Below are 26,522 nucleotides of genomic sequence, written 5' to 3'. Positions count from 1 at the left end.
ATGGTCAAACCTGTTAATGCCGCCTGCGGCGGTGCTGCACTGGACCCCCCACAACATGAACAACGCTTTTCGCAAGCCTTTGGCTGGCACGTCTTTGCATTGGTTTGATGCCCGTGAGGCCGTCGAAGCCCTGAAACCGGGCAGTTACGACACGCTGCCGTACACCGCCCGCGTCCACGCCGAGAACCTGGTGCGCAAATGCGACCCGGAAATTCTCAATGAATGCCTGAGCCAGCTGGTCGAACGCCGCCGCGACCGCGATTTCCCGTGGTTCCCGGCCCGTGTTGTCTGTCATGACATTCTTGGCCAGACGGCATTGGTCGATTTGGCCGGTCTGCGCGATGCCATTGCCGACCAGGGCGGTGACCCGGCGCTGGTTAACCCGGTGGTGCCGGTGCAGCTGATTGTCGATCACTCACTGGCCGTCGAATGCGGTGGTTACGACCCGCAGGCGTTCGAGAAAAACCGCGCCATTGAAGATCGCCGTAACGAAGATCGTTTCCACTTCATCAACTGGACCAAGCAAGCGTTCAAGAATGTCGATGTCATTCCGCCCGGCAACGGCATCATGCACCAGATCAATCTGGAGCGGATGTCGCCGGTCATTTACGTGCAGGACGGTGTCGCGTTTCCGGACACCTGTGTCGGCACCGACAGCCATACGCCACATGTCGACGCCCTCGGCGTCATCGCCGTCGGTGTTGGCGGACTGGAAGCCGAAAACGTCATGCTTGGCCGCGCCTCGTGGATGCGTCTACCGGAAATCATCGGCGTCGAGCTAACCGGCAAACCGCAACCCGGCATCACCGCCACCGATATCGTACTGGCGTTGACCGAATTCCTGCGCAAAGCGAAAGTCGTCGGTGCCTATCTGGAATTCCGTGGTGAAGGTGCAGCGGCGCTGACGCTCGGCGACCGCGCGACCATTTCCAATATGGCACCGGAATACGGCGCCACCGCCGCGATGTTCTTTATCGATCAGCAAACGCTGGATTACCTGCGTTTGACTGGTCGCGATGAGAGCCAAGTCAAACTCGTCGAAACTTACGCGAAACAAGCCGGACTCTGGGCTGACAATTTAAAAAGCGCGCAATACGAACGCACGCTGAGCTTTGATCTGTCGACTGTAGTGCGCAATATGGCCGGCCCGTCGAACCCACATGCGCGTGTGGCCACCACTGAGCTCGCCAGCAAAGGCATCGTCGCGCCGTACCAAGAAACCGAAGGACAAATGCCGGATGGCGCGGTGATCATCGCCGCGATCACCAGTTGCACCAACACCTCGAACCCGCGCAACGTTATCGCGGCTGGTTTGCTGGCGCGTAACGCCAATCGTAAAGGTTTGCTGCGTAAACCATGGGTGAAAAGCTCGCTGGCGCCCGGCTCGAAAGCCGTCGAACTGTATTTGGAAGAAGCCGGATTGAAACCGGAACTGGAAAAACTCGGTTTCGGTATTGTTGCGTTTGCCTGCACGACTTGTAATGGCATGAGCGGCGCATTGGACCCAAAAATTCAGCAGGAAATCATCGACCGCGATTTGTACGCAACTGCCGTGCTATCCGGTAACCGCAACTTCGATGGCCGCATTCATCCCTACGCCAAGCAAGCCTTCCTGGCGTCGCCGCCATTGGTCGTGGCCTACGCCATTGCCGGCAGCATCCGCTTCGATATCGAAAAAGATGCGCTCGGTTTTGATCAGGATGGCAAACCGGTAACGCTGAAAGATCTGTGGCCATCCGATGAAGAAATCGATGCGATTGTTAAATCCTCGGTCAAGCCGGAGCAGTTCCGCAAAGTCTACGAGCCGATGTTCACGGCCAGTGTCGAACATAATGAAAAAATCAGCCCGCTATACAACTGGCGCGAGATGAGCACCTATATCCGCCGTCCGCCCTATTGGGAAGGTGCGCTGGCGAAACCGCGCACGCTGCAAGGCATGCGCCCTCTGGCCGTGCTCGGCGACAACATCACCACCGATCACTTGTCGCCATCAAACGCGATCATGCTCGACAGCGCCGCCGGCGAATACCTGGCAAAAATGGGCTTGCCGGAAGAAGACTTCAACTCTTACGCGACCCATCGTGGTGATCACTTGACCGCGCAGCGGGCAACGTTTGCCAACCCGAAACTGTTCAACGAAATGGTTGTTGAAAACGGCAAAGTCAAACAAGGTTCGTTGGCGCGCGTCGAGCCGGAAGGTAAAGTGATGCGCATGTGGGAAGCGATTGAAACCTACATGAATCGCGGCCAGCCGTTGATCATTATTGCTGGCGCCGATTATGGCCAAGGCAGCTCACGCGACTGGGCCGCCAAAGGTGTTCGCTTGGCTGGTGTCGAAGCGATTGCTGCCGAGGGTTTCGAGCGCATCCATCGCACCAACCTAATCGGCATGGGCGTATTGCCGCTGGAATTCAAAGCCGGCACCAATCGCAAAACGCTGGGCTTGGACGGCACGGAAACCTACGACGTCATTGGCGAGCGTAAACCACGCGCCGAGTTGACATTGGTGGTACATCGCAAAAATGGTGAACGTGTAGAAGTGCCGGTCACCTGTCGTTTGGATACCGCTGAAGAAGTGTCGATTTACGAAGCCGGCGGCGTGCTGCAGCGTTTCGCTCAGGACTTTTTGGAAGCGGCGAAATCGTAAAAACATTTCCCTCATCCGGCGCTTCGCCTCACGTTCTCCTTTCACCGAGGGAGAAGGAAGCAGCTCCCTCACCCCACGCCAGTGGGGTGAGGGTTGGGATGAGGGGAAAGTCTGCTGGTAACGAATAATCTTTGGAAATCATCATGACCCACAAACCCCAAATCAAAATTCCGGCAATGTATATGCGCGGAGGCACCAGCAAAGGTGTGTTCTTTCGCTTGCAGGATTTACCGGCAGCAGCGCAACAACCGGGACCAGCACGCGATGCCCTGCTGATGCGCGTCATCGGCAGCCCCGATCCGTATGGTAAACACACCGATGGTATGGGGGGCGCTACCTCCAGCACCAGCAAGTGCGTAATCATTTCCAAAAGCAGTAAACCCGACCACGATGTCGATTATCTGTATGGCCAAGTGTCGATCGATCAGGCGTTTGTTGATTGGAGCGGCAACTGCGGCAATCTCTCGACGGCAGTGGGTCCATTTGCAATTGCCAATGGTTTTATCGAAAAATCGCGTTTGCCGAAAAACGGTGTATTCCCGGTCAAAGTCTGGCAAGCCAATATCGGTAAAACCATCATCGTGCACACGCCAATTCAAAACGGCGAAGTGCAGGAAACCGGCGATTTCGAATTGGATGGCGTGACATTTCCGGCTGCCGAAATCGTACTGGAGTTTATCGATCCCGCTGATGAAGGCGAGGGTGATGACGGCGGCGCGATGTTCCCAACCGGCAATCTCGTCGATGATCTGGAGGTGCCGGGTATCGGCACACTGAAAGCCACAATGATCAACGCTGGCATCCCAACCGTGTTCGTCAACGCCGCCGATATTGGTTACAACGGCACCGAACTGCAGGAAGCGATCAACGGCGATCCAAAAGCCTTGGTCATGTTCGAAAACCTGCGCGCGCACGGCGCCGTGAAAATGGGTTTAATCAGGGATATTTCCGAAGCGGCGAAACGCCAGCACACGCCCAAAATTGCGTTTGTAGCCCCAGCCAACGATCATGTTGTGTCCAGCGGCAAAGCGATAAAAGCCGAAGACATTGATCTACTGGTGCGGGCGCTATCAATGGGCAAACTGCATCACGCGATGATGGGCACTGCTGCGGTCGCTATCGCCACTGCCGCCGCCATTCCCGGCACGTTGGTCAACACCGCTGCGGGCGGCGGCGAGCGCGAAGCGGTGCGCTTTGGTCATCCTTCCGGAACGTTGCGAGTTGGCGCGCAGGCAGAACACATCAATGGTCAGTGGGTGGTACGTAAAGCAATCATGAGCCGTAGCGCACGGGTGCTGATGGAGGGGGCGGTAAGGGTTCCGGGATAAGTGGAGCAGGGGAATTCGTCCACTGCAGTTGAAATGCTGCCCTGCTGTATGGCAATAATGTCGAAAAATTCGGCAACCGTTTTGGGGACGGATTGCCGAAGTCAGAAAGGAAAAGCCATCAGAAAATAAAATGGAGGGGGATCATGAGCAACCGGTTACTACGGATGACAACGAACGCGTTGGTAATGTTGACGCTCACCTTATTATGCGGCTGCGCAACAAAAGAACTGAAAGAGCAAAAGGAACGGTCGCTGAAAGGAAACGAGGGATATCTGGCGCTGGTAATGGATTCACTGGATTCATTACACACTATGCATATCAATGGCACCAGCAAAGGATTGCCGAATATTCAGATATCGCACATACCGATCGGCAGGACATTGAAAATGTATAAGGTGCCGGAGGGCCGATACTGCATTGAACGCTTCAATGTCTACGACCTGCAAATTACTTACAGTGATGACGGGTTCTGCTTTTTTGTCGAACAGGGCGAACTGAACTACCCCGGACACTTCGTTGTTCGGAACCCTGTCACCTCGTTAGTCGCCAAGCACAGGGACTTCATTCAGTTGCTGCGAAAGGATTACGCACAACTCTGTAGCCAGTATTTCGCTGAGGACTGCCAAGGATAGGAGCATGCGATGATGAATCGGACCATCGTTTTCTGTGCACTCGTTTTTTCCACTGTGAGCATGGCCAATGAGCTGGACATGGAGCAGTTCGAGGGGGAGTTGGAGTCAGCATTTGCTTGCGACGATGCGAGAGACAATCTGATCTATCAGGACGCCATCCTTTTGGAGCGCGAGGGAGATTTGGCATCGGCAAGCGAACTGTTCTGCAACCTGGCCGCTGCTGGTGATGACCGGGCTCAGTTCAAGTATGCGGATTTTTTGCAGAAAAACGCCAAAAACCGCTCCGCCGTTGTTATTGCTTCTGCTTTGGCAAATCTTTCCAATCAGGTCTACAAGAGTGCCCGCAAAAGCCAACTCATTGAAGCGCTGGAGCAGACCCTTTCCGATCACGAGAAAGACCTGCGCAACTCCCTGTTCTCAAAAATGGTCGGCGTATTCAGTACCGGTAACCGGTTGGATGGTAATCAGTATTTGAGCAAGAAAGATCTGGATAAACTACGCGACAAGAAACGGTTGTTTACCGGCAGTCGCATTAAGCGAGAGGATGCGAAATCTTTGCCGTTACGAGGCCATGGCAATTAGGGCATTTTTTGCTATGGACCAAGCGCTAATCGATGCTAAAGGAACCTGCATTGATTAGCGCCAGCATATGCGTGATAAGCACGCCGATAGGATGGCTTGTCAAATCTGACACTCGCGGTCCTTGATATCCCAAACCACTGCAGTCCATTTTTCCTCAGGTTTGAAGCGTTTGGTGGAGTTGAATTTGGCGCCCAGGTGATAAACCTTGCCGGGTACGACGTCGATAATCATTTCCTGAGCTGGATAATTGTCGCGGGTCTGCGCGTGCTCGACCAATGATTTGTCCGTGTGGTAGATCAACACCGAATGGCGACCGGGGGCAAGCTTGTGTTCCTGCTTTTCCATGACCACATTCTCGCCATTGATGCTGGCGATGCGGGCGGCATAGACGCGGTCTGTTTTTGGGCCATCAAAGACCGTAGACAGTGTTGCGCAGTTGGAATTGGCCGTGGCCTGGTCGACAGCAAAAAGCAAAACAACTGAACTGATCAATAGTTTCATGATGAATTTCCCTGTTAACGGCGTAACGGATTAGGCGGGTGAACACTGAATATCTGCACAGTGTTATCACCATGACCGGTGGCCGATAGAAAAGTTCCTTGTCGATGGGCAAACGGTACCACGCCATGACAGACACCGCTGCCGCCATTCCCGGCATGCTGGTCAATAGAGCAGCTGATGGCGGTGAACACAAAGCGGTGCGCCTTGGTCATCCCTCTGGCACCTTGCGCGTTGGCGCGCAGATCGAAAACGTCAACGGCCAATGGATTGTACGCAAGGTGATCATGGGTTGCCGTGCCAGGGGGTTGATGGCGGGGGGCGTTCGCGTTCCCGCGTGAAATCATCTCTGACTTCAATGCAAAAGGAGAGAACCATGTTCTCTCCTTTTTTTTGCTCCGGTACTCAGCCTGACAGGTGTTCGATTAATAGTCGCTGCTATAAGCGAGCATAAACGAATACACCGTTGAATCGAAACGACGAGCCTGGTTGTAATTCGTCGCACCGGCGCGATGCATACCAACTAGATAAGCGCCATAACCACAGCCACTGCAGCTCGGATCGGCGTAGTGATAAAAACCAGAACCGCTTTGACCGCCGCTGGTGTCGGCATAATGTTCAATAAAGTTCGAGGTCGCGTTGTTTTCGCTTGACCATGACACATCGCCCCAGATACGCGTGCCGCAGCTGACCAACGGGTTGCCGCAACTACCGCTACCCGGATAACCGCGCACGTAGCCGGTTTTACTTTCAATATCGCCAGACGACGCGGTGTAAGCGCCTAACCAACCAACCGTTGCACCGGGTTCATCGGAATTGACACCATTGCTAAACGAATTGCAGCCGACATCAAAATCCAGAACTGCGTAATCATGACGAGATTCGTTGCCATTGGTGTACGCCGTAGGAATAGTAACCCAGTAGCAGCCATACCACTCTCCATACGGACTCGGGTCGGCATCCGCACTGTCATAACCAGACGCCCAGCGATGCGTCGATTCCCACGTATCGGCGCCTTCATCCCAAAATACATGGGCAACCGACATTGCCGTTGACGGGCCAATCAATGTACCGGAACCCTGCGAGGAATTGATGACAGAAGTCGAGCCGGCATTATCGAACACGATGTTGGTGCGGTATGGATACGATGTGTTGGCCATAACGTCGCGGTCATCAACTGAGCCATGCACGATATTGATACCGATCGCAGAACCCGATTCTAGGCTCAGCTTGTCTTCCTGCAGCAGGTTATAGCGCGCGTTGCCTTGTGAAGGGCTGCGACCCGCCGGTGATTTTTGCAATGCACCGCTGCGTTCCATTTCATGCAGGCGCATTACCTGATCGGCCAAATCAAATGCCGGTGTCGCTTCGCGAAATTGATGGCCATTAAACAGTGCCAGACCGCGCAGATTCTCTGCCAGTTGTTCGCGGGTCAGATAGCGATCATCAAACGAGGCATTGTCAATCCGATCAACCGTTTCCGGTGCCGCGACACGATTGTCGATGCGACCTTCCCAAACAAATTTGCGGCCGCGCATGATCGCGTACTCACGAATCGCTTTGCCATCCGGCATGCGATCCACGACTTTGCCTTCAAACCGCAGTGCCGGTGAAAACACCGTGGTTTCCGGCATTTGTGCTTCACTGCTGGTTTGCATGTCGGCGGCGTTGGCTGATGTCAGGAATGAGGAAGAAATGGCGAGCGCCAGGCTGGCGAGCCAATGAGAATGGTTCATGGTGATGTCCTTTTCAAACGTAGAAGAAAGCTCCTGTGCACTGCGATCCTTCGCACGGGGAGCGGCGTCATTAGAGCGCCAGTCAAGAATGCGATAAAGCAGATGCTGCCGTGAAAACCTGCGGGTGGGAAACGTAGTCGCGTGTGAAATATCGACTAGCGGTGACGGCTGTCACCGCCCTTGTACAGACGTTTGTAAAATGCACGGCGTCCACGATGGCGGCAATTGCGATAGTGGTGGGCTTATTGCTGAGGTTTCGTTTCAATCCAGTTTGGTCAAGGCTTGTCGTTGCGCGTTGCTTAGTATCAACGGTTCGGCGACGGGCATGCCGTTATGAAAAAATGGTGATTGACGATAACGGCCATTGATGCGGTTTTTCAGTATCATGCTGCCAAGGCGCACAAGTGCTTTCAGTATTCCGTGATCTTTCGGTTTCGGTTCACCAATGGCGCTTTGGCCGTTGCAACGGCAACTCACATCGCCGAATGTTTCATCCAAACGATCTCCACTGGTCGCAAGTACTTGACGAAACAATCCAACAAACGCGATTTTGCTATTGGCCATCGTATTGCCAATCGGTGTGTGGCAGCAGTTGGCGTACCAGCGCAGCATGCCGTTTGCTGATAAACGCATACAGGCAACATGAAGCAAGCCATCGGTGAAGCGCAAATTCGCCGATGACGTTTGAATGACTTCCGTGCCGCCAGAGGCATCAAGTATCGTTTCTGGCTTTCGCAAAAAATGGGCAAACGCCTGACAATCCTTGCAATAACAGACACAATGGATTTCGTGGCCTGTGGTTTCCAGTTCGGCTTTGACCGTGCCGCAGGCGCATTGAACCGGATAGGGCATAAAAGCATTCCTTGTTGCTGCCAAACCACTCAGCAGTTTAATAACCGAAACGATGGCTGTCGATCAATGATCAGCGCGTGACACATTTCTCGTTGTCGTTACCAGCCTTTACTCGTAACGGCTGCACCTCAAGGATTTGCTCGGAACCAGCCAATGCGTCACTGGCTCGCAGTCAATATTGCTCGGTTTTGGCCCAAGTCGCGAAAGTGTTTTGCGAGCAATACCATTGCGAGTGGAAATGTAATTGCCCACAAGCTGCCGCCCCAGATCAGGACTGGCCAGTACATCTGCAAGACTAAAAACGGAATCAACATACCATTCGCAACACAGACCAGGCGAATAGCCAGCAACGAACGTATTGGCGGGAACGACCATGTGGCAAGCAACAGTGAAAGACTCATCAAGCCGTAGCCATAGACGTCAATCGCGTACAGAAACGAATCAAACGGGGTGAAAAGCAGCAAGCTGATGCCTTCGGTGTTACCGGCGTTAAGCCGTGGCAGCACAAAGCTCAATTGTACGTAATAGACGATACTGACCAGCGTTGCATAAATAATCGCGAAACTCAGGGCCATGTGACTGTAGATTTTTCTCGCCGGATCGGTTGCGTGATGGACGCCGACCATCAACGCTACGAAGGCCAAAGCAAGCAACAGAGAGGGTGTCAGCAGCAGGGCAATGCCGAGCGTGGTACTGCTGCCATGAGGGCCGCCCGATGAACCGAGCAACCCGGCCCATTCGGCAAGCTGCGCGATAACGTAAAACACACTGAGAAACGTACAGAGCAGGGCGGAGATGGCTCCCACTTTGCTCGCCGTCGCGATGGCAGGTGTGTTCATAGCCGCTCCTTATTTATTTCGAGTGCAATCGCAAAATGGGTTCTGGTTATGGCGACAACCCTGGAAATCGCACTGAAGTCAGTTCTGCTTTGAAAAATGGAAAGTAGTGCTCGGTATCAAACTGGTTGCCAGCCTCTACTCTAAACGGCAGTTGGAATCCCTGCACATAACGAAAGTCGGACAAATAGCCACCAAATGGCTGCAAACGAAATTGTTTGTCATCGTTGGCATTGCTCCAGCGTTGGAACTTGATTGCCTGTGGTCGGCCTTCATCGTCAATCTGCAAATCAATGGATTGTTCAAGTCCTTGGTGACGTACGGTTACTCGACAGCGATGATGAGTCATCGCCTGCCATGTCACGTTGTCGCTCGGCAGCAGTGCCGCCGGCGTCCAGAACAAGGCCTCGGCGATGTAACGACCAAACGCTGAGCGACGATGATTGTCGTTGCCACCGACATGGGCGACCGGAATCAGGCCGAACAGTCGAAAGCGGGTCCAGCGCTGCGAATCGGAACCGGAAATGCCCGGCAATCGTAAACGCCAGACAAAACCGTGTGGCGCCGCGAGAATTTGTTTGGCCCGCATTGGCCGGTAAGCGGGTCGTTCTTTGCTGCCCAAGCTGAATTCACCGACCATATTGATTTCGGCAACGGTGAACAGTGGCGTACCGGGGGCAATGGCAAAACGAAAAAAGCGTTGCACCGGCTCGGCTTGATTACTCAGCCGCTGTGGATCGAAGCGCGCTGGGTCGATCGCTTGCTGATGTTGAAGCCTTCGCCATTCACGTTGATCTTGCCAGGTGTCGTACAGCCGCAACACCATCAACGCCAATAGCAATAGCGCAACGATGGCAAGCAAGCTGGCAGTGATGAAGTAAGCCATGGAGCGGCTCCAAAATCCTTATTCGGGGTGCGAAGTGCAGCAGAGTGTTCACGCTAGGCGTGAACGGTGTGGATTAACTTGATATAGATCAGGAAAGTGAAAAGTCCAAGCGCGTCATCGATTGATCGATAAAGGATTGAGCAGGAAGAAGAACGCCCGGCTTGGTGCCGGGCGTTGGTTTGCTAGCGAACGATACATCAGTAGATATCGGCCACCGTGTTATGCACATTGAACTTGCCGGTGGGTGTGATCAGACGCGGGTCTTTGATCACATGCTTCAGCTTGCGGGTCTTGTCATCGATGACGACAATCGCCGATTTCTGATCCTGTCCGTTCCAAACCGAGAACCAGACTTCGTCACCGGCCAGATTGTATTCCGGTTGCACGACGCGTTTTGGCCCTTCACCGAGGTCGGCCATCTCAGCAATGGGTAGCACGGTAAAGCCGGCTTCCAGATTGTTGACATCAAACACCGCGACACTCTGGCTGACCTTGGCATCCGGATGCAGCGGTGTATCGACCCAGAGATTTTTCGATTTCGGGTGGCTCTTGACGAACAGCGAACCGCCGCCCTGCCCGTTCAAAACCCGCACCACTTTCCAGGCATTTTTTGGATGCTTGTCCGGGTCGGTGCCAATGAACGTGATCTTGTCATTGCCGAGTGCCGAGGTGATCCAGACCGGTCCAAATTTCGGATCGGTGATGTTGGCGCCGCGACCCGGGTGCGGAATGCTGTCGACATCTATCAGCGCTTCCAGTTCACGCTCTTTCGAATCAACCACGGCAATTTTGTCGGACTTGTTGGCCGCCGTCAGGAAATAACGATGTGTTGCATCCCAGCCACCATCGTGCAGGAACTCGGCGGCATCAATGGTTTTCACATTGATGTTTTTCAGGTCGCGATAATCGACCAGCAGAATCTTGCCGGTTTCCTTGACGTTGACGATGAACTCCGGATGTTCATGCGAGGCGACAATTGCCGCGACGCGCGGTTCCGGGTGGTATTCCTGGGTGCTGACGGTCATGCCACGAGTCGAGACGATTTTGAACGGCTCCAGCGTGTTGCCATCCATGACGACATACTGCGGTGGCCAGTACGAGCCGGCAATCGCGTACTTGTCTTCGAAACCTTTGTACTTCGAGGTTTCGACGGAGCGTGCTTCCAGTCCGACTTTAATTGTTGCGACTTTGTCCGGCTTTTTCATCCACATGTCGATCATGTCGACGCGGCCATCGCGGCCAATGGTGAAGCAATAACGACCGGAAGCGGAGATACGCGAGATGTGCACGGCGTAACCGGTCTTGATGATATTGATGATCTTTTTCGTGTCGCCATCAATCAATGCCACTTCGCCGGAATCGCGCAACGTCACGGCGAAAACATTCTTGATGTTGTAATCGTTTTCTTTTTTCTTCGGACGCTTGTCGACCGGCACATGCAGCTGCCAGGACTCGCGCATTTCTTTCATGCCCCATTCTGGCGGTTGCGGTGGTTCGTGTTGTAAGAACCGCGCCAGTTGATCGATTTCCTGATCGCTCAACTGCCCGCTGCTACCCCAGTTCGGCATGCCGGCCGGTGAACCGTAGGCGATCAAGGCTTTCAAGTAATCGGTGCCGCGATTGCGGGTAATGTCGGTGGTCAGTGGTTTGCCGGTGGCACCCTTACGCAACACGCCATGGCAACCGGCACAGCGCTCGAAATAAATTTGTGAGGCGTGCGCGAACTCATCGGTAGTAATTTTCGGGCCGGTGCCGTTGACGAAGGTTTTTGTTTCTTCCGGTTTGATCGTCGATGATCCGGATTGGTAAGTCATTTCCGGTACCGAGGCACCGGGGTGCGGACCAGCGGCTTGTTTGCTGCCATCACCGGCGCGCACGGCGGCAATTTCTTTTACCGTGACCTGTCCACCTCTGTTGCCCCAACTGTTCAGCACATAGGCAACGATATCCGCGACTTCTTCGTCTTTCAGATAGGCGAAATTTGGCATGACATTGTTGTACTTCTGACCGTTGACGGTGATTTCACCACTCAGGCCATGGATGATGCTGGCGACCAGTTTGCTTCGGTCCTTGGCGAAATAATCGGATTTGGCCAGTGGCGGAAAGGCACCGGGCAGACCGGCGCCATTGGCCTGATGGCAGCCGCTGCAATACTTTTCATACAGCGCTTTGCCGCGCTCCAGTTGCGCGGATTTTCCGCCTTGCGCAACCTCGGCCTTGTGTTCGGCCAAGGCATCAGCAGCCGGACTCGCCATTGGCCAACAGGCCAGACAAAGGCTGGCCAGTAACGACAGCTTCATCGTCTTATTCATGACTCACTCCCCATTCGTTATTAAAGATTCATCAAAGATGCCACTTATCGATGGGGTTCAGCCTAGTCCGATCGCGATAGAAGATATTGATGTTGGTCAATTTCTAACCATGACAAACCTTACGCAGAATCAATAAATCAAATGGTTTTTTTGCGCATGCTGATCGGGTCTGAAATGCGCCGCGATCTGGTGCTGAAAAAAAGCGGTTTTATAGCGAAGAGCAATAGCCGCAGAGGAGTTGCCCGTGAGAAATGTCTTGTCGTATGCGCCTTATCTGATTATCGCCGGCTTATTCAGCCGATACGGAATCGCCCAGGCCGATGACGCGCCGGAAATCAAACCGGAGCGCATCGTTGTGGTCGCCACGCGTAGTGAGCGACCAGTCAGTGATGTCGCCGCCGGTGTTGCTGTGATCAGCAGCGAAGAACTCCGCGAGCAGATGGTCTCGACGTTTGAAGATCTGGTGCGCTACCAACCCGGTGTGCAAATTGATCAAGCTGGAACGCGGTTTGGCGCCACCGGCTTATCGGTGCGTGGCATTGGTGAAAACCGGGTGGCAATGTTGCTCGATGGCGTGCCATTGGCCGATCAATTCGATGTTGGTAATTACGCCAATGCCGGCCGCGATGTGCTCGAACTGGGCTTGTTGAATCGGGTGGAAATTCTGCGCGGTCCCGCCTCAACGCTGTACGGCAGTGATGCTGTCGGCGGCGTTGTCAGCATGCAAACCTTGAGGCCGGACGATTTGTTGCGGCAAACAACCGGCAGTGTGCTGCTGCGTACGAGTTACGATGGTCGCGATGATGGTCGCAGCCTGATGATTGCCGGTGCTCTCGGCAATGAACAACAGCAATTGCTACTGGCCGGCGCAAGGCGAGATTCACAAGCATTTGGTCACAGTGCCGTCACCGCCATCGATGATGGCCGCGAACAACAGCGGCAGAGTCTGTTGCTGCATTGGCAATGGCAAATAGGTGTCGATGATGCGTTGCGCGTGATTGCAGAGCAAAGCGATAACCGCGTTGAATCCGATAATCGTTCGCTGCTGGGTTATGCCCGTTTCGCCAGCACGACCGCCTTGTTTGGCGACGATGATAGTGCGCGTCAACGCTTGCTGGTGCACTGGCGTCATGACGGTAGCGATTGGGATATCGACATCAATGTTTTTCAGCAGCAGCAGGATAGCAATCAGTACAGCGACGAGCGGCGGCAAACGGCCAGCAGTCAAACCCGCATTGAACGAAACTTTGCCTACCAGTTTGACCATACCGGCGTGGACAGCCATTTCAGTCGGGCGCTGTCGGCATTCGGCGTTGAGCATCGAATTGGTGTCGGTGCGTCATTCAGTGAAACGGAAATCCGTGAGCAGCGTGATGGCCTGCAAACCAACTTGTTAACCGGCGTCAGCACTACCACGATTCTCGGTGAACGGATGCCGGTGCGTGACTTTCCGCTTAGCGACATTCACGAACGGGCGGTTTATGCCCATGACGAAATCCGCTTGTCATCCAACTGGGAGTTGATCCCCGGCTGGCGTTACGAGCATTACGAACTGAGTCCGCAGGTCGATGCATTGTGGCGGGAAGACAACCCGCTGACCGACGTTACTGACATTGACACTTCCGCACACACCGGCAAGTTGGCCTTGTTGCATTATTTGAGCGCTATGCAAACGCTTTATCTGCAATACGCCGAAGGCTTTCGTTCACCACCTTTTGAAGACGCCAATATCGGTTTATATCTGCCAGCATTTCGCATTCGCGCGATCCCAAATCCGGATCTGAAACCGGAAAGCTCGCGCACCATTGAGTTTGGCTGGCGTGGTCGCGCTGAGCAAGTGGAATGGGCGTTTGCGCTGTTTCAAACTCGTTTCGATGACTTCATCGAAAGTCGAGTCAATCTTGGCCTTGATCCAGGCAGCGGCGATACCTTGTTTCAATCACAGAATGTTCGTTCGGCCACCATCGAAGGTGCCGAGCTGGAGGCGCAATGGCAATGGACCAGTGGCGATTGGGGTGAGCTGCTGAGTCAGGCGGCATTGTTCTACGGCAAAGGTGAAAACGAACAAACCGGCGAGCCATTGAACTCGGTGCCACCATTCAATGGTCACCTTGGTTTGCAATGGCAAAAATCCGATTGGCAGTTAAGTCTGATTAGTCGTTTTGCCGAAAAACAAACCGATGTCGACCAAAGTCGCCATGAAAAATTTGTCCCCGCCGGTTATGCGGTATTCGATCTGCTTTGGCAATGGCAACCAACGGACGAGATGCAACTCGGTATCGGTATCTACAATCTGGCCGACAAAACCTGGTGGCAGTGGAATGATGTATCAATCTTTGAAGCGGGCCATCCGATGATCCCGCTGCTGTCACAACCGGGTCGCTATGCCAAGCTGCAGTGGCAGATGACATTCTAAGTAGGGCGGGTCACGACCCGCCGTTTTTTTCTCGTCGGATATAAATGGTGCGTCAAGACGCACCCTACGTATTCACTTCTTAAGCGAAGCCAACAATTCCTGAATCTTCGGTTCCGGCTTCCAGTAACTCGGGCCTTTCATGACCTTGCCACGCTCGTCATAAATCGGCCTGCCATCGGCACCGAGTTTGGAAAAATTCGACTGCATGATGATCGCCAGCACCTGATCCAGCGGCAAACCAAACTTGGCCATTTCTGAGGCGCAATAAACCTGTATATCACCGAGTAGATCGGCCAGCATCGTCAGCACTTCCATTTCCGATTTGCCGGATTCCTGTGCGTCGATAATCTCGTCGATTTCGTGCACTTCCTCGATCAGAATATTCTTGAAAGCTTTCAATCGTTCGGAAACCGAAACACCGATATCGGTTGTTGGTACGTCGTTCACTGGCAGTTTGTAAATGCCATTGAACCGCTTGATGTCGTCTGCGAAATCGCTCATTTCTTGTCACCGATAACCATAGGGCGGGTCATGACCCGCCGTTCTCAAAATAGAATGCAAAGGTGCGTCATGACGCACCCTACGTCAACTCCCCTGTCGGAAACGAAACTTCGCGACTGCCACACCAATCCGGAGGGTAGCGGCCATCGGCGACGTAGCGGTGAAAGGTCGAATAAGGCCAGTCGGCGACCCTTGCCACCAAACCATGCTTTAACGGATTGAAATGAACGTAATCAACGTGATTGGCGTAATCCTGCTCATCACGAATGGCATGTTCCCAAAAGCGGCGCTGCCAGATGCCTCGCTCTGCCCTCGCACTGCGGGCGTTAGAACGCCGCTCGGTTGATGCCTGCGCTCTGGAAAAGCCAAACTTGATCAATCGCCAGCGAGTGGAGAAATCACAGTCACCTTCGGGCAAGGTCCACACGGCGTGAATATGGTCGGGGAGCACTACCCAGGCATCAATATGAAACGGCATTCGTTGCTTGGTTATGGCTACCGATTGCCGCAGCAAAGCAATGTGTTCGGTAAGCAGCGAAGATTGCCGCTCCAACAGATTCACCGTGAAAAAGTAAGTACCGCCTTCCAGCCAGTAGCGTCTGTATCTCGGCATATCCTTGCCTAAAGTGTTTTTTCCATTGAAATCAAAAGGTGCGTCATGACGCACCCTACGTCAATAAAAAGATCGTTACTGGTCCCCACGGAAACGTAGGGCGGGTCACGACCCGCCTTTTTCCCCTCGGGTTTAAATGGTGCGTCATGACGCACCCTACGGAAAAAAACGGCCGTCGACCACGGAGGGGATGTCGACGGCCGTTGTGGAAAGTGACTGGAAAAACAAAGGGCAAATCGTAGGGCGGGTCACGACCCGCCGTTCTTTTTCATCGGACAAAAACGGTACGTCATGACGCCCTTTACTTGGCAGCGACGGTGTCGGCGCTGCTTTGCCAGCCACCGCCAAGAGCGCGATACAAATCGACCGTGGATTGCAGCAGGCCTAGTTGTGCGATCACTTGCTCTTGTTCAATGGCGCGTAACTGACGTTCGACATCAAGCAATTCCAGGTAACTCAAATCGCCAGCGCGATAACGCGACTGCGCCGCTTGATACGCTTTCAGCAATGCTTCAACGCGTTGATCTTGAGCCTGCATGATCGCGCGGGCGGCATCGACACTGGTTAACGCGTCGAGGGTTTCCTGAAACGCGATTTGCACGGTTTTCTGGTAAAACGCGTCGGCACCGGTATAGCGCGCTTCCGCTGCATCGACGCGATAACCGACACGACGAATATCGGTTAGCGGTTGGCTTAAGGTCGCAGCGGCCGACCAGACTTGCTCACTGTTATCGAGCAAATCCGCCAGCGCTTGTGAGGCGGCGCCGGCAATGCCAGTCAACGACAGGCGTGGAAAGTACGCGGCTTTGGCTTCACCAATGCGAGCATTGGCGGCGACCAAACGTTGTTCTGCTGCGCGAATATCAGGGCGCCGTTCCAGCAAGCTCGCCGGTAGATCCATTGGTACATCTGGTGCGATGGGTAATGCAGAAGCATCAACATCACTGGCGTACTGTTGTTGCCAGGCTTGGGTCATCGCTTTTGGCGATACGCCGCGTAACACCGCAAGTGCGGTCAGTGTTTGCACACGCGCCGCGCGCAAGGCCGGCAACTGAGCATCGACGACATAGGCTTCGCTGCGCGCCTGCTCCAGATCGTAGGCGGCAATTAATCCCGCTTGCAGTCGCTTTTGTTGCAACTGCAAGTTTTCGCGTTGCGTCACTTGCAAGCGCTCCAGTAAGGCAATGCGTCGATCCAGTGCTCGCGATTGAAAATAGGCGTTGCTGACTTGCGCCACGATCAGGTTTTGCAAGGCATCGCGAGTAAAGGCATCGGCGGCCAGATCGGCGGCGGCCGCTTCGTTGGCGCGGCGAATACGACCCCATAGATCGAACTCGTAATCGAGCAACAAGCCGGCCTGATAGATGCTGTCCGTGCTGCCGTCGATGTAGCGTTCGCGCGCGCCGCTGATGGCGGCATTAACGCTAGGCAGAAAATCGGTTCTCGCCAAACCCAGTGCCGCCGCAGAAGCTTCGATATTGGCGACGGCAATTTTCAAATCCTGATTATTGTTAAGGCTTTCGTTGATCAGTGTCTGTAAACGCTGATCGGAGAATTGTGCCCACCAGGCGCGGGTATCGACATCGGCGGTTTTGGCGGTTTGCCATTGCTCCGGTAAGTCGATCGTTGGCCGCTGATAATCCGGGCCGATTGCGCAAGCACTCAGCAGCAGGGTTAGCAGCGGAACAGAAAATTTGTTCATACTTTTGCTCCAGTTAAAAATTCCCGGGCAAGGCCCATGAATGCACATGCCCGAGAAAAGGAGGGTTCAGTTGGCTGGCAGCGCTTGCGGCTCGCCAGTGCTTTCCGTTTCGTGTTCCTGCTCGTCAGCCGGTTTATGTTCGCCGGACAGCAGCAGATAAAAAGTCGGTACAACAAACAGCGTGAATACCGTGCCAATGACCATGCCGGCCACCAACACAATACCGATACTGTTACGCGCTTCCGAGCCGGGACCGCTGACCATGACCAGCGGCAAGTGACCGAACACGGTGGCGGCCGAGGTCATCAATACCGGACGCAAACGGGTAACGGATGCTTCGCGAATTGCCGCCAGTTTCTCGACACCGCGTTCACGCAGCGTATTGGCAAACTCGACAATCAGAATGCCGTTCTTGGCAATCAACCCGACCAGCGTAATCAAACCGACTTGCGAGTAGATGTTGATCGTAGTCAGTTCGGTGAACGTGAACAGCAGCGCACCGGAAATCGCCAGCGGCACCGAGCCGAGCAACACGATTAATGGATCGCGGAAGCTATGGAACTGCGCGGCTAACACCAAGTAAATCAGCACCACCGCGAAGCCGAGTGTCACCGTCAGCGCGCCGCTTTCCTGTTTGATCTGACGCGATTCGCCGGCGTAATCGATCATCACACTTGGGCCTTGCGCATGGCGCGCCGCATTTTCCAGCACTTCCAAGGCTTCGGCCTTGGTCACGCCCGGTTTGACACCACCGAAAATTTTCACCGCGTTGCGCTGTTGAAAGCGATTCAGTGCGCGCGGTGCCGCCGTCGTTTCAATGCGGGTGAACGATGACACCGGCACCAGCTCGCCGGATGGCGTGCGGATTTTCAGGTCCAGCAACGGCTCCAGTGTCGCGCGATCACCATCGCTCAACTGCGGGATCACTTTATAGCTGCGATCGTAGTAGTTGAAACGATTGACGTAAGCGCCACCGAGCATCGTGCCAAGTTCACGCGCGACCGTTGCCAGATCCAGATTCAAATCGGCAATGCGTTCACGATCGAGCACAACACGGGCTTCCGGTAAATCAATTTTCAGATCGGTATCGACGAACAGGAACTTACCGCTCTGCCAGCCGGCACCCAGTACCTGGCCAACGGTTTGCAGCAATTGCTCCGGTGGAGCATCGCTTTGCAACACCAGCTCAACATCGAACTGACCCGGTGTAGGCAACGGCGGATCGAGACGTGGGAATACGCGCAACCCTGGCACCTGCGAAATACCGTAATAGACTTCGCCAAGCATTTCTTCAGTTGAACGTTCACGTTCGCGCCAGTCTTTGGCAACCAGACCACCAAAGCCGCCCCATGAAGTCGTCAGTGACCACATGAAATCGGTTTCCGGAAACGCGGTGATGACATCAACGACTTGTTTCGACGCCCGATCAGAAGCAGCCAAGGTCGAATCCGGCGCGGCTTCAAAGAACAGACTGATATGGCTTTGATCTTCAACCGGCGCCAATTCGCGTTGCGAGTAGTGATGCAACGGCCAGGCACCGAGTGTGATGATGATCGCTACCGCAACAATCGCCCAGCGCATTTCCAGCGCACCGTCCAGCACGCGGGAATAGCCACGCGCGACGGCATCGAAACCGCGATTCATGATCGCGGTCAGCTTGCCTTCCTTGCCATGCGGATGAACAAAGCGCGAACTCATCACGGGCGATAGCGTCAACGCGACCAAACCGGATACCACCACGGCGGCAGCCAGCGTAATGGCGAACTCCAGAAACAACGAACCGGTCAAGCCACCTTGTAACGCCACCGGCGTGTAAACGGTAGCCAGGGTAATCGTCATCGCGATAATCGGCCCGGCCAATTCACGCGCGCCGACCAATGCTGCTTGCACCCGGGTTTTGCCCAAGCGCACATGACGCTCGACGTTTTCGACAACGACAATCGCGTCGTCAACGACCAGACCCACGGCCAGGACAATCGCCAGAATGCTCAGCAGGTTCAAACTGAAACCGAACGCGTACATGACCAGTGCGGCGCCAACCAGGGACACCGGCATTGCGATCAGCGGTACCAGCGCGGTGCGAATCGAACCCATGAACAAATAAACGACGAGGCCGACGATTAAAATCGTTTCGATCAGCGTTTTACTGATCTCTTCGATGGCATCGCGCATGAACATCGTGCCATCCCAAACCAAGCGCATCGTGATATCGCTCGGCAGGGTTTTCTGAATCGCTTCCATTTCCGCTTTCAGATGACCGGCAACGTCGATTTCGTTCGAACCCGGCAGCGGCCAAATGCCCAAGTAGACGGCATCGCGAGTATTGTATTTCGCGACCATGTCCGGTTCTTCGGCACCGAGTTCAACGCGCGCCACATCAGTCAGCCTGACCACGGCGCCATCGCGCTCGGTAACGATCAGATTGCGAAACTCCTCGACACTGCGCAGATCGGTGTTGGCCAATAGATTGACCTGCACTTCATTGCCTTTGGTGCGACCGACGGCGGCCAGATAATTGTTCTGGCGCAACGCCGTGTAGACATCGCCGGGTGCCAGATTCAGCGCCGCCAGCTTTTCCGGATCAATCCAGATGCGCATGGCAATCGGTTGACTGCCTTCCAGCGTTACCCGTTGCACGCCGGGCAAGGTCGATAGTTGCGGCTGCAGCGTGCGCGCCAGCCAATCGGTCAGTGCTGGCGCACTGCGTTGATCGGAGGCAAAGCTGACATAGAACGTTGCGTAAGGCCGGTCGGCGCGCTGAACATCGACGACCGGTGGTTCGGCTTCGCTAGGCAATTCCGAACGCACTTGTTGCAAGCGCGCCGTCACTTCCGCTAACGCGGTCGTGCTGCTGTGGCCGAGGCTCAAACGCAGCGTGACAGTGCTGACACCAGCGCGCGAAGTTGATTCGATGTGATCAACACCGCTGATTGCGGCTACCGCACGTTCGATTGGCGTCGTCAGAAATCCGCGTACGGTTTCGGCACTGGCGCCGGTGTACACGGTCGTGATGATCACCGATGAGCTTTCCAATTGCGGATATTGCTGTACCGGTAATGTCGTCAGCGCCTTCCAGCCGACCAGCACGATCACCAGATTGATCACGACGGCCAGCACCGGGTGCTTGATAAATAAATCAGTAAACGATCGCATGATAAGAATCCTTACTGGCCGCCAGCGGCATGCATGGCGGTGCTCGGTTCATTGGCGACTGACACGGCAATGGCGTCATGCAGCTTGAATGAACCGGACGCGGCGATTTGATCGCCTTCCTGCAATCCGTCGAGAATCAGAATGGCATCGCCTTGCATCGGACCGATGCGAACGAATTGCTGCTTGGCGCGTAGTTGACCTTTGTCGTCTTTGGCGAGCAGAAACACATGATCACCGGCCGGGCCTTTGCGTAACGCCGTCACCGGAATGCTGACCACCGGTTGTGCTTCACCCACCGGCACCCGCACTTTCACCGACCCGCCCGGTGTGCTGACCAACTCACGCTGATCAATGCGGGCGCGAATGGTGGCGTTGCGGGTGACCGGATCAATACGGGAATCGATGGCGACAATGCGCGCCGCTTGCGTCGCATCACTACCGCTGAGCAATTCAACGTGCTGACCTTTGCGCAACTGCGCGGCGACTTGTTGGGTGACCTGAAAATCGATATGCACGGCGTCACTGACACTTTGCAGCGTCGTGATCGGCGTGCCGGCATTCAGATACTGACCGGCATGGACATCACTGATGCCGACTCGGGCGCGAAACGGCGCGCGTATTGTTTTGCGTTCAATGATGGCTTTCAGTCGCTCGACTTCAGCGTGGGCCACATCGCGTTCGGCCATGGCGCGATCAACATCGTCTTGCGACACGGCGTTGTCGCCGTGTAATTGCTGCAAACGTTGCAGCCGGGTGTCGGCCAGGCGCGCTTTCGCTTGTTGTGCTTTCAGTTCCGCTTGTTCAACGCTGACATCAAGTGCCAGCAACACACTGCCGGCCTCAATGATTTCGCCGGGATGCAATGACACCTGACGGACCGTGCCGGCCACTTCATTGCTGACGGTGACCGAGCGCAGCGCCAGCACGGTGCCAACGGCAATCGTGCTCGGCCGATACTCACTGGCTTGTGCGAACGCCGCGCTGACCAGCTCTGAGTATTCCGGCTGATTGGCGCTGGCAGCCTCAGCGGCCATCAGCGAATGCTGTTTCCATCCGGCCAACGCCACGGCGGTACCGGCCACGGTGGCGAGCAACACCAGTGATCGGATTTTGATATGACGAGACATAATAAACGCTTCCTTAATTGCGAATACGCAACATAAATATTCAAACGATCCAGCCGTCATCACCACCACATTCCGGACAAACAATTTCGATGGCGATAACAGCAGGCACTGCAGACTGGAAAAACGGACAGCAAGACTGGCACTTCAAGCACGCTTTAAGTCAAGCATTTTCCTTTTGCTAAATAAATGCTCTAGCCGGCACTTAATAAATTCTGAAGAAGTCCTTAATGAACTTTTCATGCAGCGTAATCCTTGCCACAAGGTAAAGATCACTCACCACCTTTGGGGACATTACGGCGAGATGACGAGAACGTCACATGACCCAAGAAAATTACCAAAGCCAATCTAACTGCCAACTGCTGACAACATGGTGTCAGGAGACTGACAATCAACGTCGGTTAATGGAAACGGCGTTTTTCCAAAATGGAAACAATCAATGGCATAGTTAAAGTACACTTCAGGTTTATGGCAGAGCGGTTTTAGAGACGAGTTGATCTCATGACGACAATGATTTCCCCTCACGACGAATTGACCATTGGTGAGCTGGCGGCCCGAAGTGGCGTGGCGCCTTCGGCGCTGCGTTATTACGAATCGCTGGGCATGATTCGCTCGCTGCGCACGGCGGCCGGTCACCGTCGTTATCAGCGCGGCGTTATCCGGCGTGTCGCCTTTATTGTCTTTGCCCAGCGCATTGGTCTGAGCCTCGATGAAATTCGCGAGGAGCTTGGCAAGCTGAGTCCGCAGTGTGCGCCAACCAAGGCCGATTGGAATCGGCTGACTGGCAACTGGAAACGGCGTATTGATCAGTCGATTGCGGAAATGCAGGTGCTACGTGACAGCCTCAATGATTGCATCGGCTGTGGCTGCCTGACGCTGGAGCGCTGCCGCCTGGCCAACCCACAAGATAAAGCGGCGAAGAACGGCGCCGGCCCGCGTTACTGGCTCGGGGATAAATCGCCGGTCAAGTAACGGCGTTATCTGCCGCTATAGATTTGTTTGGCTTCGCGCACCGCTTGGTCGTATTGCGCCCGGCTGATCTTGCCGGCTTTGTAGTCCAGTTTTAACTGGCGAATCTTGTTGTCATAAACCGTTTCCAGTTCGTTGACGATATCGCGGTACTGTTGTTTATCGAGCTGCCCGGCCCGGTAAGCCGCTTTGGCCGTGGTGACATTCCAGGCTGTTTCCGGTGCAGCCGGTTTGCTGGCGCTGGGTGTGTTGATGCTGGCGTTGCTCGTTGTCCGCGCCGAAACGCTGGCGACCTTCGGTTCGCTTTGGGGTTTGCTCACCGCTGGCTGAACAGGTTTGTTTTCGCTCTTGCTGGCGACCGGTACGGTATTGATGGCAGCAGCTGGTTGTTTTGCGCTGGTCGCCGATGGGGCTGGCGCCTCGATTGCTGGCGCCGCCTGCGCGTCAGAGGTGGTGACGTTTGCTTCGGGTTCGGATGCGGGAGCTGACCCATCGATCGCGGCCGGCGCTTGGGCAGCACCCACCACCGGTTTGGCGGCCAGCGTCGGCTCTGTGGGCTCAAGCCAATACCACGCTGCCGCCGTGATCGACAGCAGTAACAGCAGCGGTAGCGCCAGTCTGAATGCGGAGCGTTTGCCTTCATTGCCCGAAGCACTGAAATGCTTGCGCAGACCGAATTTCGGCGCTGGCACTCGATGGTGCATGCCGCCATAGGGGAATAGCAGTTCGCTGCCTTGGGCCTGCGGCAGTGTCGGCACCAGTCTTGGTGTCGCAAAACGCGGTATCGAATATAGCCGCACCGGTTGCGGCACGCCGGAAAGCTCCTTGAAGCCGACTTCCTGGGCGGGCACTTCGGCTTTGTTCATTGCCATGTACACTGCTTCCGACAGGTAAATCTCGTCGGCCGGCGTCACCCCTTCAATACGCGCTGCGACATTGACCGGCTCGCCGAAAATATCTTTCTTGGTCACGCGCACTTCACCAAGATTGGCCGCGACGCGAATATGGATCTTGTCCTCCTCCGCCACCCGCAAATTATGTTCGTGCATCGCATCCTGCAGCGCCATCGTGCACAGCATCGCGTCGGTCGGTGAACGGAAGGTGATCAGCAAGGCATCGCCAATGCTTTTGACGACATTGCCCTTGAAACCGCGAATCAGTGGCAACAGCGTGCTATCAAAGGTATGCAGCAGCTTGGCGTTTTCGGCTCGCGATTGGCGCGCCGTGGTGGCCGTGAAGCCGGCGATATCAACAAACAGAATGGTCAGGTTCTCGGTGCGGATATCCATTTCTAGCGGCCGGCAAGGTAACAAGCAGATTGCCGCAGTATAGGCCCGGATTCCGCAGCAAAGAAGCGCAGAAATGGCGCGATAAGGACCAACCAGCGCGTGGTCTACACTGGTCGTTAATGAATGACCTGAATCGACATCAATGCCCAAACTTGGCGCTGGCCAAAAAGGCCCACGCAGATGGCTGAAACCATCAAACTGAAACGCGCCATCTCGCTGCCATTTCTGATTCTGTACGGCGTCGGCACGATGGTCGGCGGCGGCTTCTATGCACTGGTCGGCAAGGTCGCGGGCGAGGCAGGTTACTACGCGCCGCTGGCTTTGGTGTTGTCGGGCTTGTTGGCTTTGCTCAGCGGCTTGTCGTTTGCTGAGTTGTCATCGCGCTATCCGGTCAGTGCCGGCGAAGTGCGATATGTCAGTGCCGGCTTTCGCAATGTCTACCTGTCGCGGCTCGCAGGCGCGTTGGTGATTCTGACCGGCATTGTTTCGGCGGCAACTTTGTCGGTGGCGACCATCGGTTTTCTGCAGGACTTTGTCCCGGTGCCGAATGCGCCAGCGTTGATCGTGCTGGTGCTGTTGATGGGGGCGATTGCCGCTTGGGGTATTGGTGAGTCAGTTGCCGTCGTTGTCTTCATCACCGTCCTCGAAATTGCGGCACTGATCTACGCGGCGTTTGTCGCCGAAGGTGAACTGGTGCAATTGCAACAAAGCTGGCAATTGTTTGTGCCACCGATGAATGCCGAAATAGGGGTTGGCATTTTCACCGCCGCGTTTCTGGCGTTCTATGCTTTCATCGGTTTTGAGGATATGGTCAATATCGCCGAAGAAGTCAAAGACGCGAAACGGGCATTGCCGGCCGCCATCATCATCAGCGTCTTGTTGTGCCTGATTATCTATGCCTGGGTGTCGTTGATTGCACTGTTATCCGTGCCGCCAAAACAATTGGCGGCCAGCAACACGCCGGTCGCCGAAATGGTCAGGGCACACAGCTGGTATTCCAGCACCGGGCTGGGCATCGTCAGCTTGTTGACCGGACTCAACGGCGCGCTGGTGCAGATCATCATGGCTGCGCGCGTTGCTTATGGCATGGCGAAACGGAAACATGCGCCGTCCTGGTTCGCCAACGTAAACAGCAAAACGCAAACACCGTTCAACGCTACCTTGCTGATCACCGCATTGGTGTTGTTGTTGGCATTGTTCTTTCCATTGACGACCTTGGCCAAAATCACCAGCGGCATCATCTTGTTGGTATTTGCCGCCGTCAATCTGGCGCTATGGCGGATCAAACGTCGCCATCCCGACCGAAAAGGCACCGGCATTCGTTTACCGATATTTCTGCCGATTATCGCCGCGCTCAGTTGCATCGCCGCGCTGGCGTTTCAGCTGTGGCTGTTGCTGGCAAGCTGAGCTTCGCTTCATACGTTTCGTTGTTGGCGACCTCTTATGCTTCAAACTTGACACCAAGTGGCGTAATCAAAATGACATCAAGAAAATCTGCACGGAGTTCTTTAACATGATGGTCAGCTCGCCGGCTCCAGAGAACTCAATTCTACAAAAAATGAATAGCTACCTTAAACGCTTTGAAGAGAACGGCTATTTGCTACTTTCTCAGTGTTTAACCACGGAAACCACATCCGCGGTCAAACAGATTGTCAGCAACGTTTACCAGCAATGGCTTGCCAACAATGCTGTTGCCTACGCCAACCAAGGCTTGTTGAACATGCATAGCCTAACGGCACCTCATTACTTTGCTCTGCACCAAGAGCAACGTGCCGTGTTATTTGACCGAATGGCGACACCAGATCTGGTTCAGATCACCCAGGCGGCATTTGGCGACGAATTATACTTTCACGGCACGCAATTGTTCTTCAATCCAGTCAATCGAGAGCAGCCGACATACTGGCATCGTGATATTCAGTACATGGGCTTATCGGAAGACGACCAGCAACGCTATCTGTCAGAGCTGTGTAATCTCCATGTCCGTATTCCGTTGATTCCTGAAACCGGTTTTGAACTGGTGCCGGGCAGCCATCGGCGCTGGGATACGGAGCAGGAACGGCAAACACGTTTGGAGTTGGCCGGGCGCGCAAAAAGCGACGCACTGACAAATGGAAAATGCTTCGACTTACAGCCAGGTGATGTGCTGATCTTCAGTGCCCATATTCTGCATCGAGGACATTATCTGAATAATCCGGAACGATTATCACTCGATATCTTGCTAGGCAAACCCCATGTTTTGGTGTCGAGTAGCTTGGATGAAAGGCAATTGCCTACGGACGAAGAGCTAGAGTTGGTTGAACACCCATTGTGGTATCAAAACGCGAGAAAGTTGATCGGAAGCGGCGCTTGAATAGCAACTTGCTTCCTTAGAGAGATCTATCGTGAAACAGCGGGTGCTTGGCGAGCGTAGATTTTAACCACCCCCCCACCCCCTCCTTGGCGAGGA

General features: G+C 54.6%; 20 protein-coding genes and 1 pseudogene. 9 read left to right on the top strand and 12 right to left on the bottom strand.

Features of this window, described 5'->3' with window-relative positions; all coding sequences use genetic code 11:
* The first annotated feature begins 55 nt into the window (after positions 1–55).
* The 4 genes from acnD to E2H98_RS09015 all read left to right on the top strand — a co-directional run bounded on the left by acnD (position 56) and on the right by E2H98_RS09015 (position 5,189).
* A complete protein-coding gene (acnD, locus tag E2H98_RS09030; protein ID WP_133591262.1) occupies positions 56–2,647 on the top strand; it encodes a Fe/S-dependent 2-methylisocitrate dehydratase AcnD in 2,592 nt (863 codons plus the stop codon).
* A gap of 143 nt (positions 2,648–2,790) precedes the next feature.
* Positions 2,791–3,975 (top strand): 2-methylaconitate cis-trans isomerase PrpF, encoded by a 1,185-nt coding sequence (gene prpF / locus E2H98_RS09025; protein WP_133591264.1) that lies wholly within the window; start codon positions 2,791–2,793, stop codon positions 3,973–3,975.
* A gap of 143 nt (positions 3,976–4,118) precedes the next feature.
* Complete coding sequence (locus E2H98_RS09020; RefSeq protein WP_133591266.1) at positions 4,119–4,607, top strand: hypothetical protein; 489 nt, start codon at positions 4,119–4,121, stop codon at positions 4,605–4,607.
* A 60-nt stretch (positions 4,608–4,667) separates the two neighbouring features.
* Positions 4,668–5,189: a hypothetical protein gene (locus E2H98_RS09015; protein ID WP_133591268.1), complete on the top strand. Its 522-nt coding sequence runs from the start codon at positions 4,668–4,670 to the stop codon at positions 5,187–5,189.
* 99 nt (positions 5,190–5,288) lie between these two features.
* Here the strand turns inward: E2H98_RS09015 and E2H98_RS09010 are convergent, their stop codons facing one another.
* A complete protein-coding gene (locus E2H98_RS09010) occupies positions 5,289–5,690 on the bottom strand; it encodes a hypothetical protein (protein ID WP_133591270.1) in 402 nt (133 codons plus the stop codon).
* A gap of 95 nt (positions 5,691–5,785) precedes the next feature.
* Between E2H98_RS09010 and E2H98_RS09005 the strand changes: the two are divergent.
* Positions 5,786–6,028 (top strand): annotated as a pseudogene (locus E2H98_RS09005) (PrpF domain-containing protein); the annotation flags it as partial.
* An 84-nt stretch (positions 6,029–6,112) separates the two neighbouring features.
* Here the strand turns inward: E2H98_RS09005 and E2H98_RS09000 are convergent.
* The 5 genes from E2H98_RS09000 to E2H98_RS08980 all read right to left on the bottom strand — a co-directional run bounded on the left by E2H98_RS09000 (position 6,113) and on the right by E2H98_RS08980 (position 12,309).
* Positions 6,113–7,423, bottom strand: coding sequence for a trypsin-like serine peptidase (locus E2H98_RS09000; RefSeq protein WP_133591274.1), 1,311 nt, complete (start codon positions 7,421–7,423; stop codon positions 6,113–6,115).
* A 261-nt stretch (positions 7,424–7,684) separates the two neighbouring features.
* Positions 7,685–8,275 (bottom strand): DUF6151 family protein, encoded by a 591-nt coding sequence (locus E2H98_RS08995; RefSeq protein ID WP_198325276.1) that lies wholly within the window; start codon positions 8,273–8,275, stop codon positions 7,685–7,687.
* Positions 8,276–8,433: 158 nt separating this feature from the next.
* Entirely contained in the window at positions 8,434–9,114 is a 681-nt protein-coding gene (locus E2H98_RS08990; RefSeq protein ID WP_133591276.1) for a hypothetical protein, read from the bottom strand.
* 46 nt (positions 9,115–9,160) lie between these two features.
* The gene (locus E2H98_RS08985) at positions 9,161–9,997 is read right to left on the bottom strand and encodes a DUF6544 family protein (RefSeq protein WP_133591278.1); all 837 of its coding nucleotides are present in this window, start codon (positions 9,995–9,997) and stop codon (positions 9,161–9,163) included.
* Between the two features lie 197 nt (positions 9,998–10,194).
* Positions 10,195–12,309 (bottom strand): cytochrome D1 domain-containing protein, encoded by a 2,115-nt coding sequence (locus E2H98_RS08980; protein WP_198325275.1) that lies wholly within the window; start codon positions 12,307–12,309, stop codon positions 10,195–10,197.
* A 244-nt stretch (positions 12,310–12,553) separates the two neighbouring features.
* On the opposite strand from E2H98_RS08980, the gene E2H98_RS08975 reads away from it, so the two are divergent.
* Positions 12,554–14,725: a TonB-dependent receptor gene (locus E2H98_RS08975; RefSeq protein WP_157591313.1), complete on the top strand. Its 2,172-nt coding sequence runs from the start codon at positions 12,554–12,556 to the stop codon at positions 14,723–14,725.
* 72 nt (positions 14,726–14,797) lie between these two features.
* Here E2H98_RS08975 and E2H98_RS08970 read toward each other — a convergent pair whose 3' ends face one another.
* The 5 genes from E2H98_RS08970 to E2H98_RS08950 all read right to left on the bottom strand — a co-directional run bounded on the left by E2H98_RS08970 (position 14,798) and on the right by E2H98_RS08950 (position 21,821).
* The gene (locus tag E2H98_RS08970) at positions 14,798–15,226 is read right to left on the bottom strand and encodes a nucleoside triphosphate pyrophosphohydrolase family protein (protein WP_133591282.1); all 429 of its coding nucleotides are present in this window, start codon (positions 15,224–15,226) and stop codon (positions 14,798–14,800) included.
* Between the two features lie 79 nt (positions 15,227–15,305).
* Positions 15,306–15,839 carry an REP-associated tyrosine transposase gene (locus E2H98_RS08965; protein ID WP_133591284.1) on the bottom strand — a complete coding sequence of 178 codons (534 nt, stop codon included), beginning with the start codon at positions 15,837–15,839 and terminating at the stop codon, positions 15,306–15,308.
* Positions 15,840–16,140: 301 nt separating this feature from the next.
* Complete coding sequence (locus tag E2H98_RS08960) at positions 16,141–17,541, bottom strand: efflux transporter outer membrane subunit (protein ID WP_157591312.1); 1,401 nt, start codon at positions 17,539–17,541, stop codon at positions 16,141–16,143.
* Between the two features lie 66 nt (positions 17,542–17,607).
* Positions 17,608–20,694 carry an efflux RND transporter permease subunit gene (locus E2H98_RS08955; protein ID WP_133591289.1) on the bottom strand — a complete coding sequence of 1,029 codons (3,087 nt, stop codon included), beginning with the start codon at positions 20,692–20,694 and terminating at the stop codon, positions 17,608–17,610.
* A gap of 11 nt (positions 20,695–20,705) precedes the next feature.
* Complete coding sequence (locus E2H98_RS08950; protein ID WP_133591290.1) at positions 20,706–21,821, bottom strand: efflux RND transporter periplasmic adaptor subunit; 1,116 nt, start codon at positions 21,819–21,821, stop codon at positions 20,706–20,708.
* Positions 21,822–22,319: 498 nt separating this feature from the next.
* On the opposite strand from E2H98_RS08950, the gene soxR reads away from it, so the two are divergent.
* Positions 22,320–22,790, top strand: coding sequence for a redox-sensitive transcriptional activator SoxR (gene soxR / locus E2H98_RS08945; RefSeq protein WP_133591292.1), 471 nt, complete (start codon positions 22,320–22,322; stop codon positions 22,788–22,790).
* A 5-nt stretch (positions 22,791–22,795) separates the two neighbouring features.
* Here the strand turns inward: soxR and E2H98_RS08940 are convergent, their stop codons facing one another.
* Positions 22,796–24,076, bottom strand: a complete 1,281-nt coding sequence (locus tag E2H98_RS08940) for an adenylate/guanylate cyclase domain-containing protein (RefSeq protein WP_133591294.1) — start codon at positions 24,074–24,076, stop codon at positions 22,796–22,798.
* A gap of 180 nt (positions 24,077–24,256) precedes the next feature.
* On the opposite strand from E2H98_RS08940, the gene E2H98_RS08935 reads away from it, so the two are divergent.
* Positions 24,257–25,483 carry an APC family permease gene (locus E2H98_RS08935; RefSeq protein ID WP_133591296.1) on the top strand — a complete coding sequence of 409 codons (1,227 nt, stop codon included), beginning with the start codon at positions 24,257–24,259 and terminating at the stop codon, positions 25,481–25,483.
* A 106-nt stretch (positions 25,484–25,589) separates the two neighbouring features.
* Complete coding sequence (locus E2H98_RS08930; protein ID WP_133591298.1) at positions 25,590–26,426, top strand: phytanoyl-CoA dioxygenase family protein; 837 nt, start codon at positions 25,590–25,592, stop codon at positions 26,424–26,426.
* Positions 26,427–26,522: the final 96 nt, after the last annotated feature.

It is taken from the genome of Permianibacter aggregans, assembly GCF_009756665.1.
Taxonomy (GTDB): Bacteria; Pseudomonadota; Gammaproteobacteria; order Enterobacterales; family Permianibacteraceae; genus Permianibacter; species Permianibacter aggregans.
This window is presented reverse-complemented; position numbering and strand designations above follow the sequence as displayed.

What these genes read in the sequence shown, in the direction of transcription:
- acnD (WP_133591262.1), top strand. Translation starts at nt 56, where the DNA reads ATGAACAACGCTTTTCGCAAGCCTTTGGCTGGCACGTCTTTGCATTGG.
- prpF (WP_133591264.1), top strand. Translation starts at nt 2,791, where the DNA reads ATGACCCACAAACCCCAAATCAAAATTCCGGCAATGTATATGCGCGGA.
- E2H98_RS09020 (WP_133591266.1), top strand. Translation starts at nt 4,119, where the DNA reads ATGAGCAACCGGTTACTACGGATGACAACGAACGCGTTGGTAATGTTG.
- E2H98_RS09015 (WP_133591268.1), top strand. Translation starts at nt 4,668, where the DNA reads ATGGCCAATGAGCTGGACATGGAGCAGTTCGAGGGGGAGTTGGAGTCA.
- E2H98_RS09010 (WP_133591270.1), bottom strand. Translation starts at nt 5,690, where the DNA reads ATGAAACTATTGATCAGTTCAGTTGTTTTGCTTTTTGCTGTCGACCAG.
- E2H98_RS09000 (WP_133591274.1), bottom strand. Translation starts at nt 7,423, where the DNA reads ATGAACCATTCTCATTGGCTCGCCAGCCTGGCGCTCGCCATTTCTTCC.
- E2H98_RS08995 (WP_198325276.1), bottom strand. Translation starts at nt 8,275, where the DNA reads ATGCCCTATCCGGTTCAATGCGCCTGCGGCACGGTCAAAGCCGAACTG.
- E2H98_RS08990 (WP_133591276.1), bottom strand. Translation starts at nt 9,114, where the DNA reads ATGAACACACCTGCCATCGCGACGGCGAGCAAAGTGGGAGCCATCTCC.
- E2H98_RS08985 (WP_133591278.1), bottom strand. Translation starts at nt 9,997, where the DNA reads ATGGCTTACTTCATCACTGCCAGCTTGCTTGCCATCGTTGCGCTATTG.
- E2H98_RS08980 (WP_198325275.1), bottom strand. Translation starts at nt 12,309, where the DNA reads ATGAATAAGACGATGAAGCTGTCGTTACTGGCCAGCCTTTGTCTGGCC.
- E2H98_RS08970 (WP_133591282.1), bottom strand. Translation starts at nt 15,226, where the DNA reads ATGAGCGATTTCGCAGACGACATCAAGCGGTTCAATGGCATTTACAAA.
- E2H98_RS08965 (WP_133591284.1), bottom strand. Translation starts at nt 15,839, where the DNA reads ATGCCGAGATACAGACGCTACTGGCTGGAAGGCGGTACTTACTTTTTC.
- E2H98_RS08960 (WP_157591312.1), bottom strand. Translation starts at nt 17,541, where the DNA reads ATGAACAAATTTTCTGTTCCGCTGCTAACCCTGCTGCTGAGTGCTTGC.
- E2H98_RS08955 (WP_133591289.1), bottom strand. Translation starts at nt 20,694, where the DNA reads ATGCGATCGTTTACTGATTTATTTATCAAGCACCCGGTGCTGGCCGTC.
- E2H98_RS08950 (WP_133591290.1), bottom strand. Translation starts at nt 21,821, where the DNA reads ATGTCTCGTCATATCAAAATCCGATCACTGGTGTTGCTCGCCACCGTG.
- soxR (WP_133591292.1), top strand. Translation starts at nt 22,320, where the DNA reads ATGACGACAATGATTTCCCCTCACGACGAATTGACCATTGGTGAGCTG.
- E2H98_RS08940 (WP_133591294.1), bottom strand. Translation starts at nt 24,076, where the DNA reads ATGGATATCCGCACCGAGAACCTGACCATTCTGTTTGTTGATATCGCC.
- E2H98_RS08935 (WP_133591296.1), top strand. Translation starts at nt 24,257, where the DNA reads ATGGCTGAAACCATCAAACTGAAACGCGCCATCTCGCTGCCATTTCTG.
- E2H98_RS08930 (WP_133591298.1), top strand. Translation starts at nt 25,590, where the DNA reads ATGATGGTCAGCTCGCCGGCTCCAGAGAACTCAATTCTACAAAAAATG.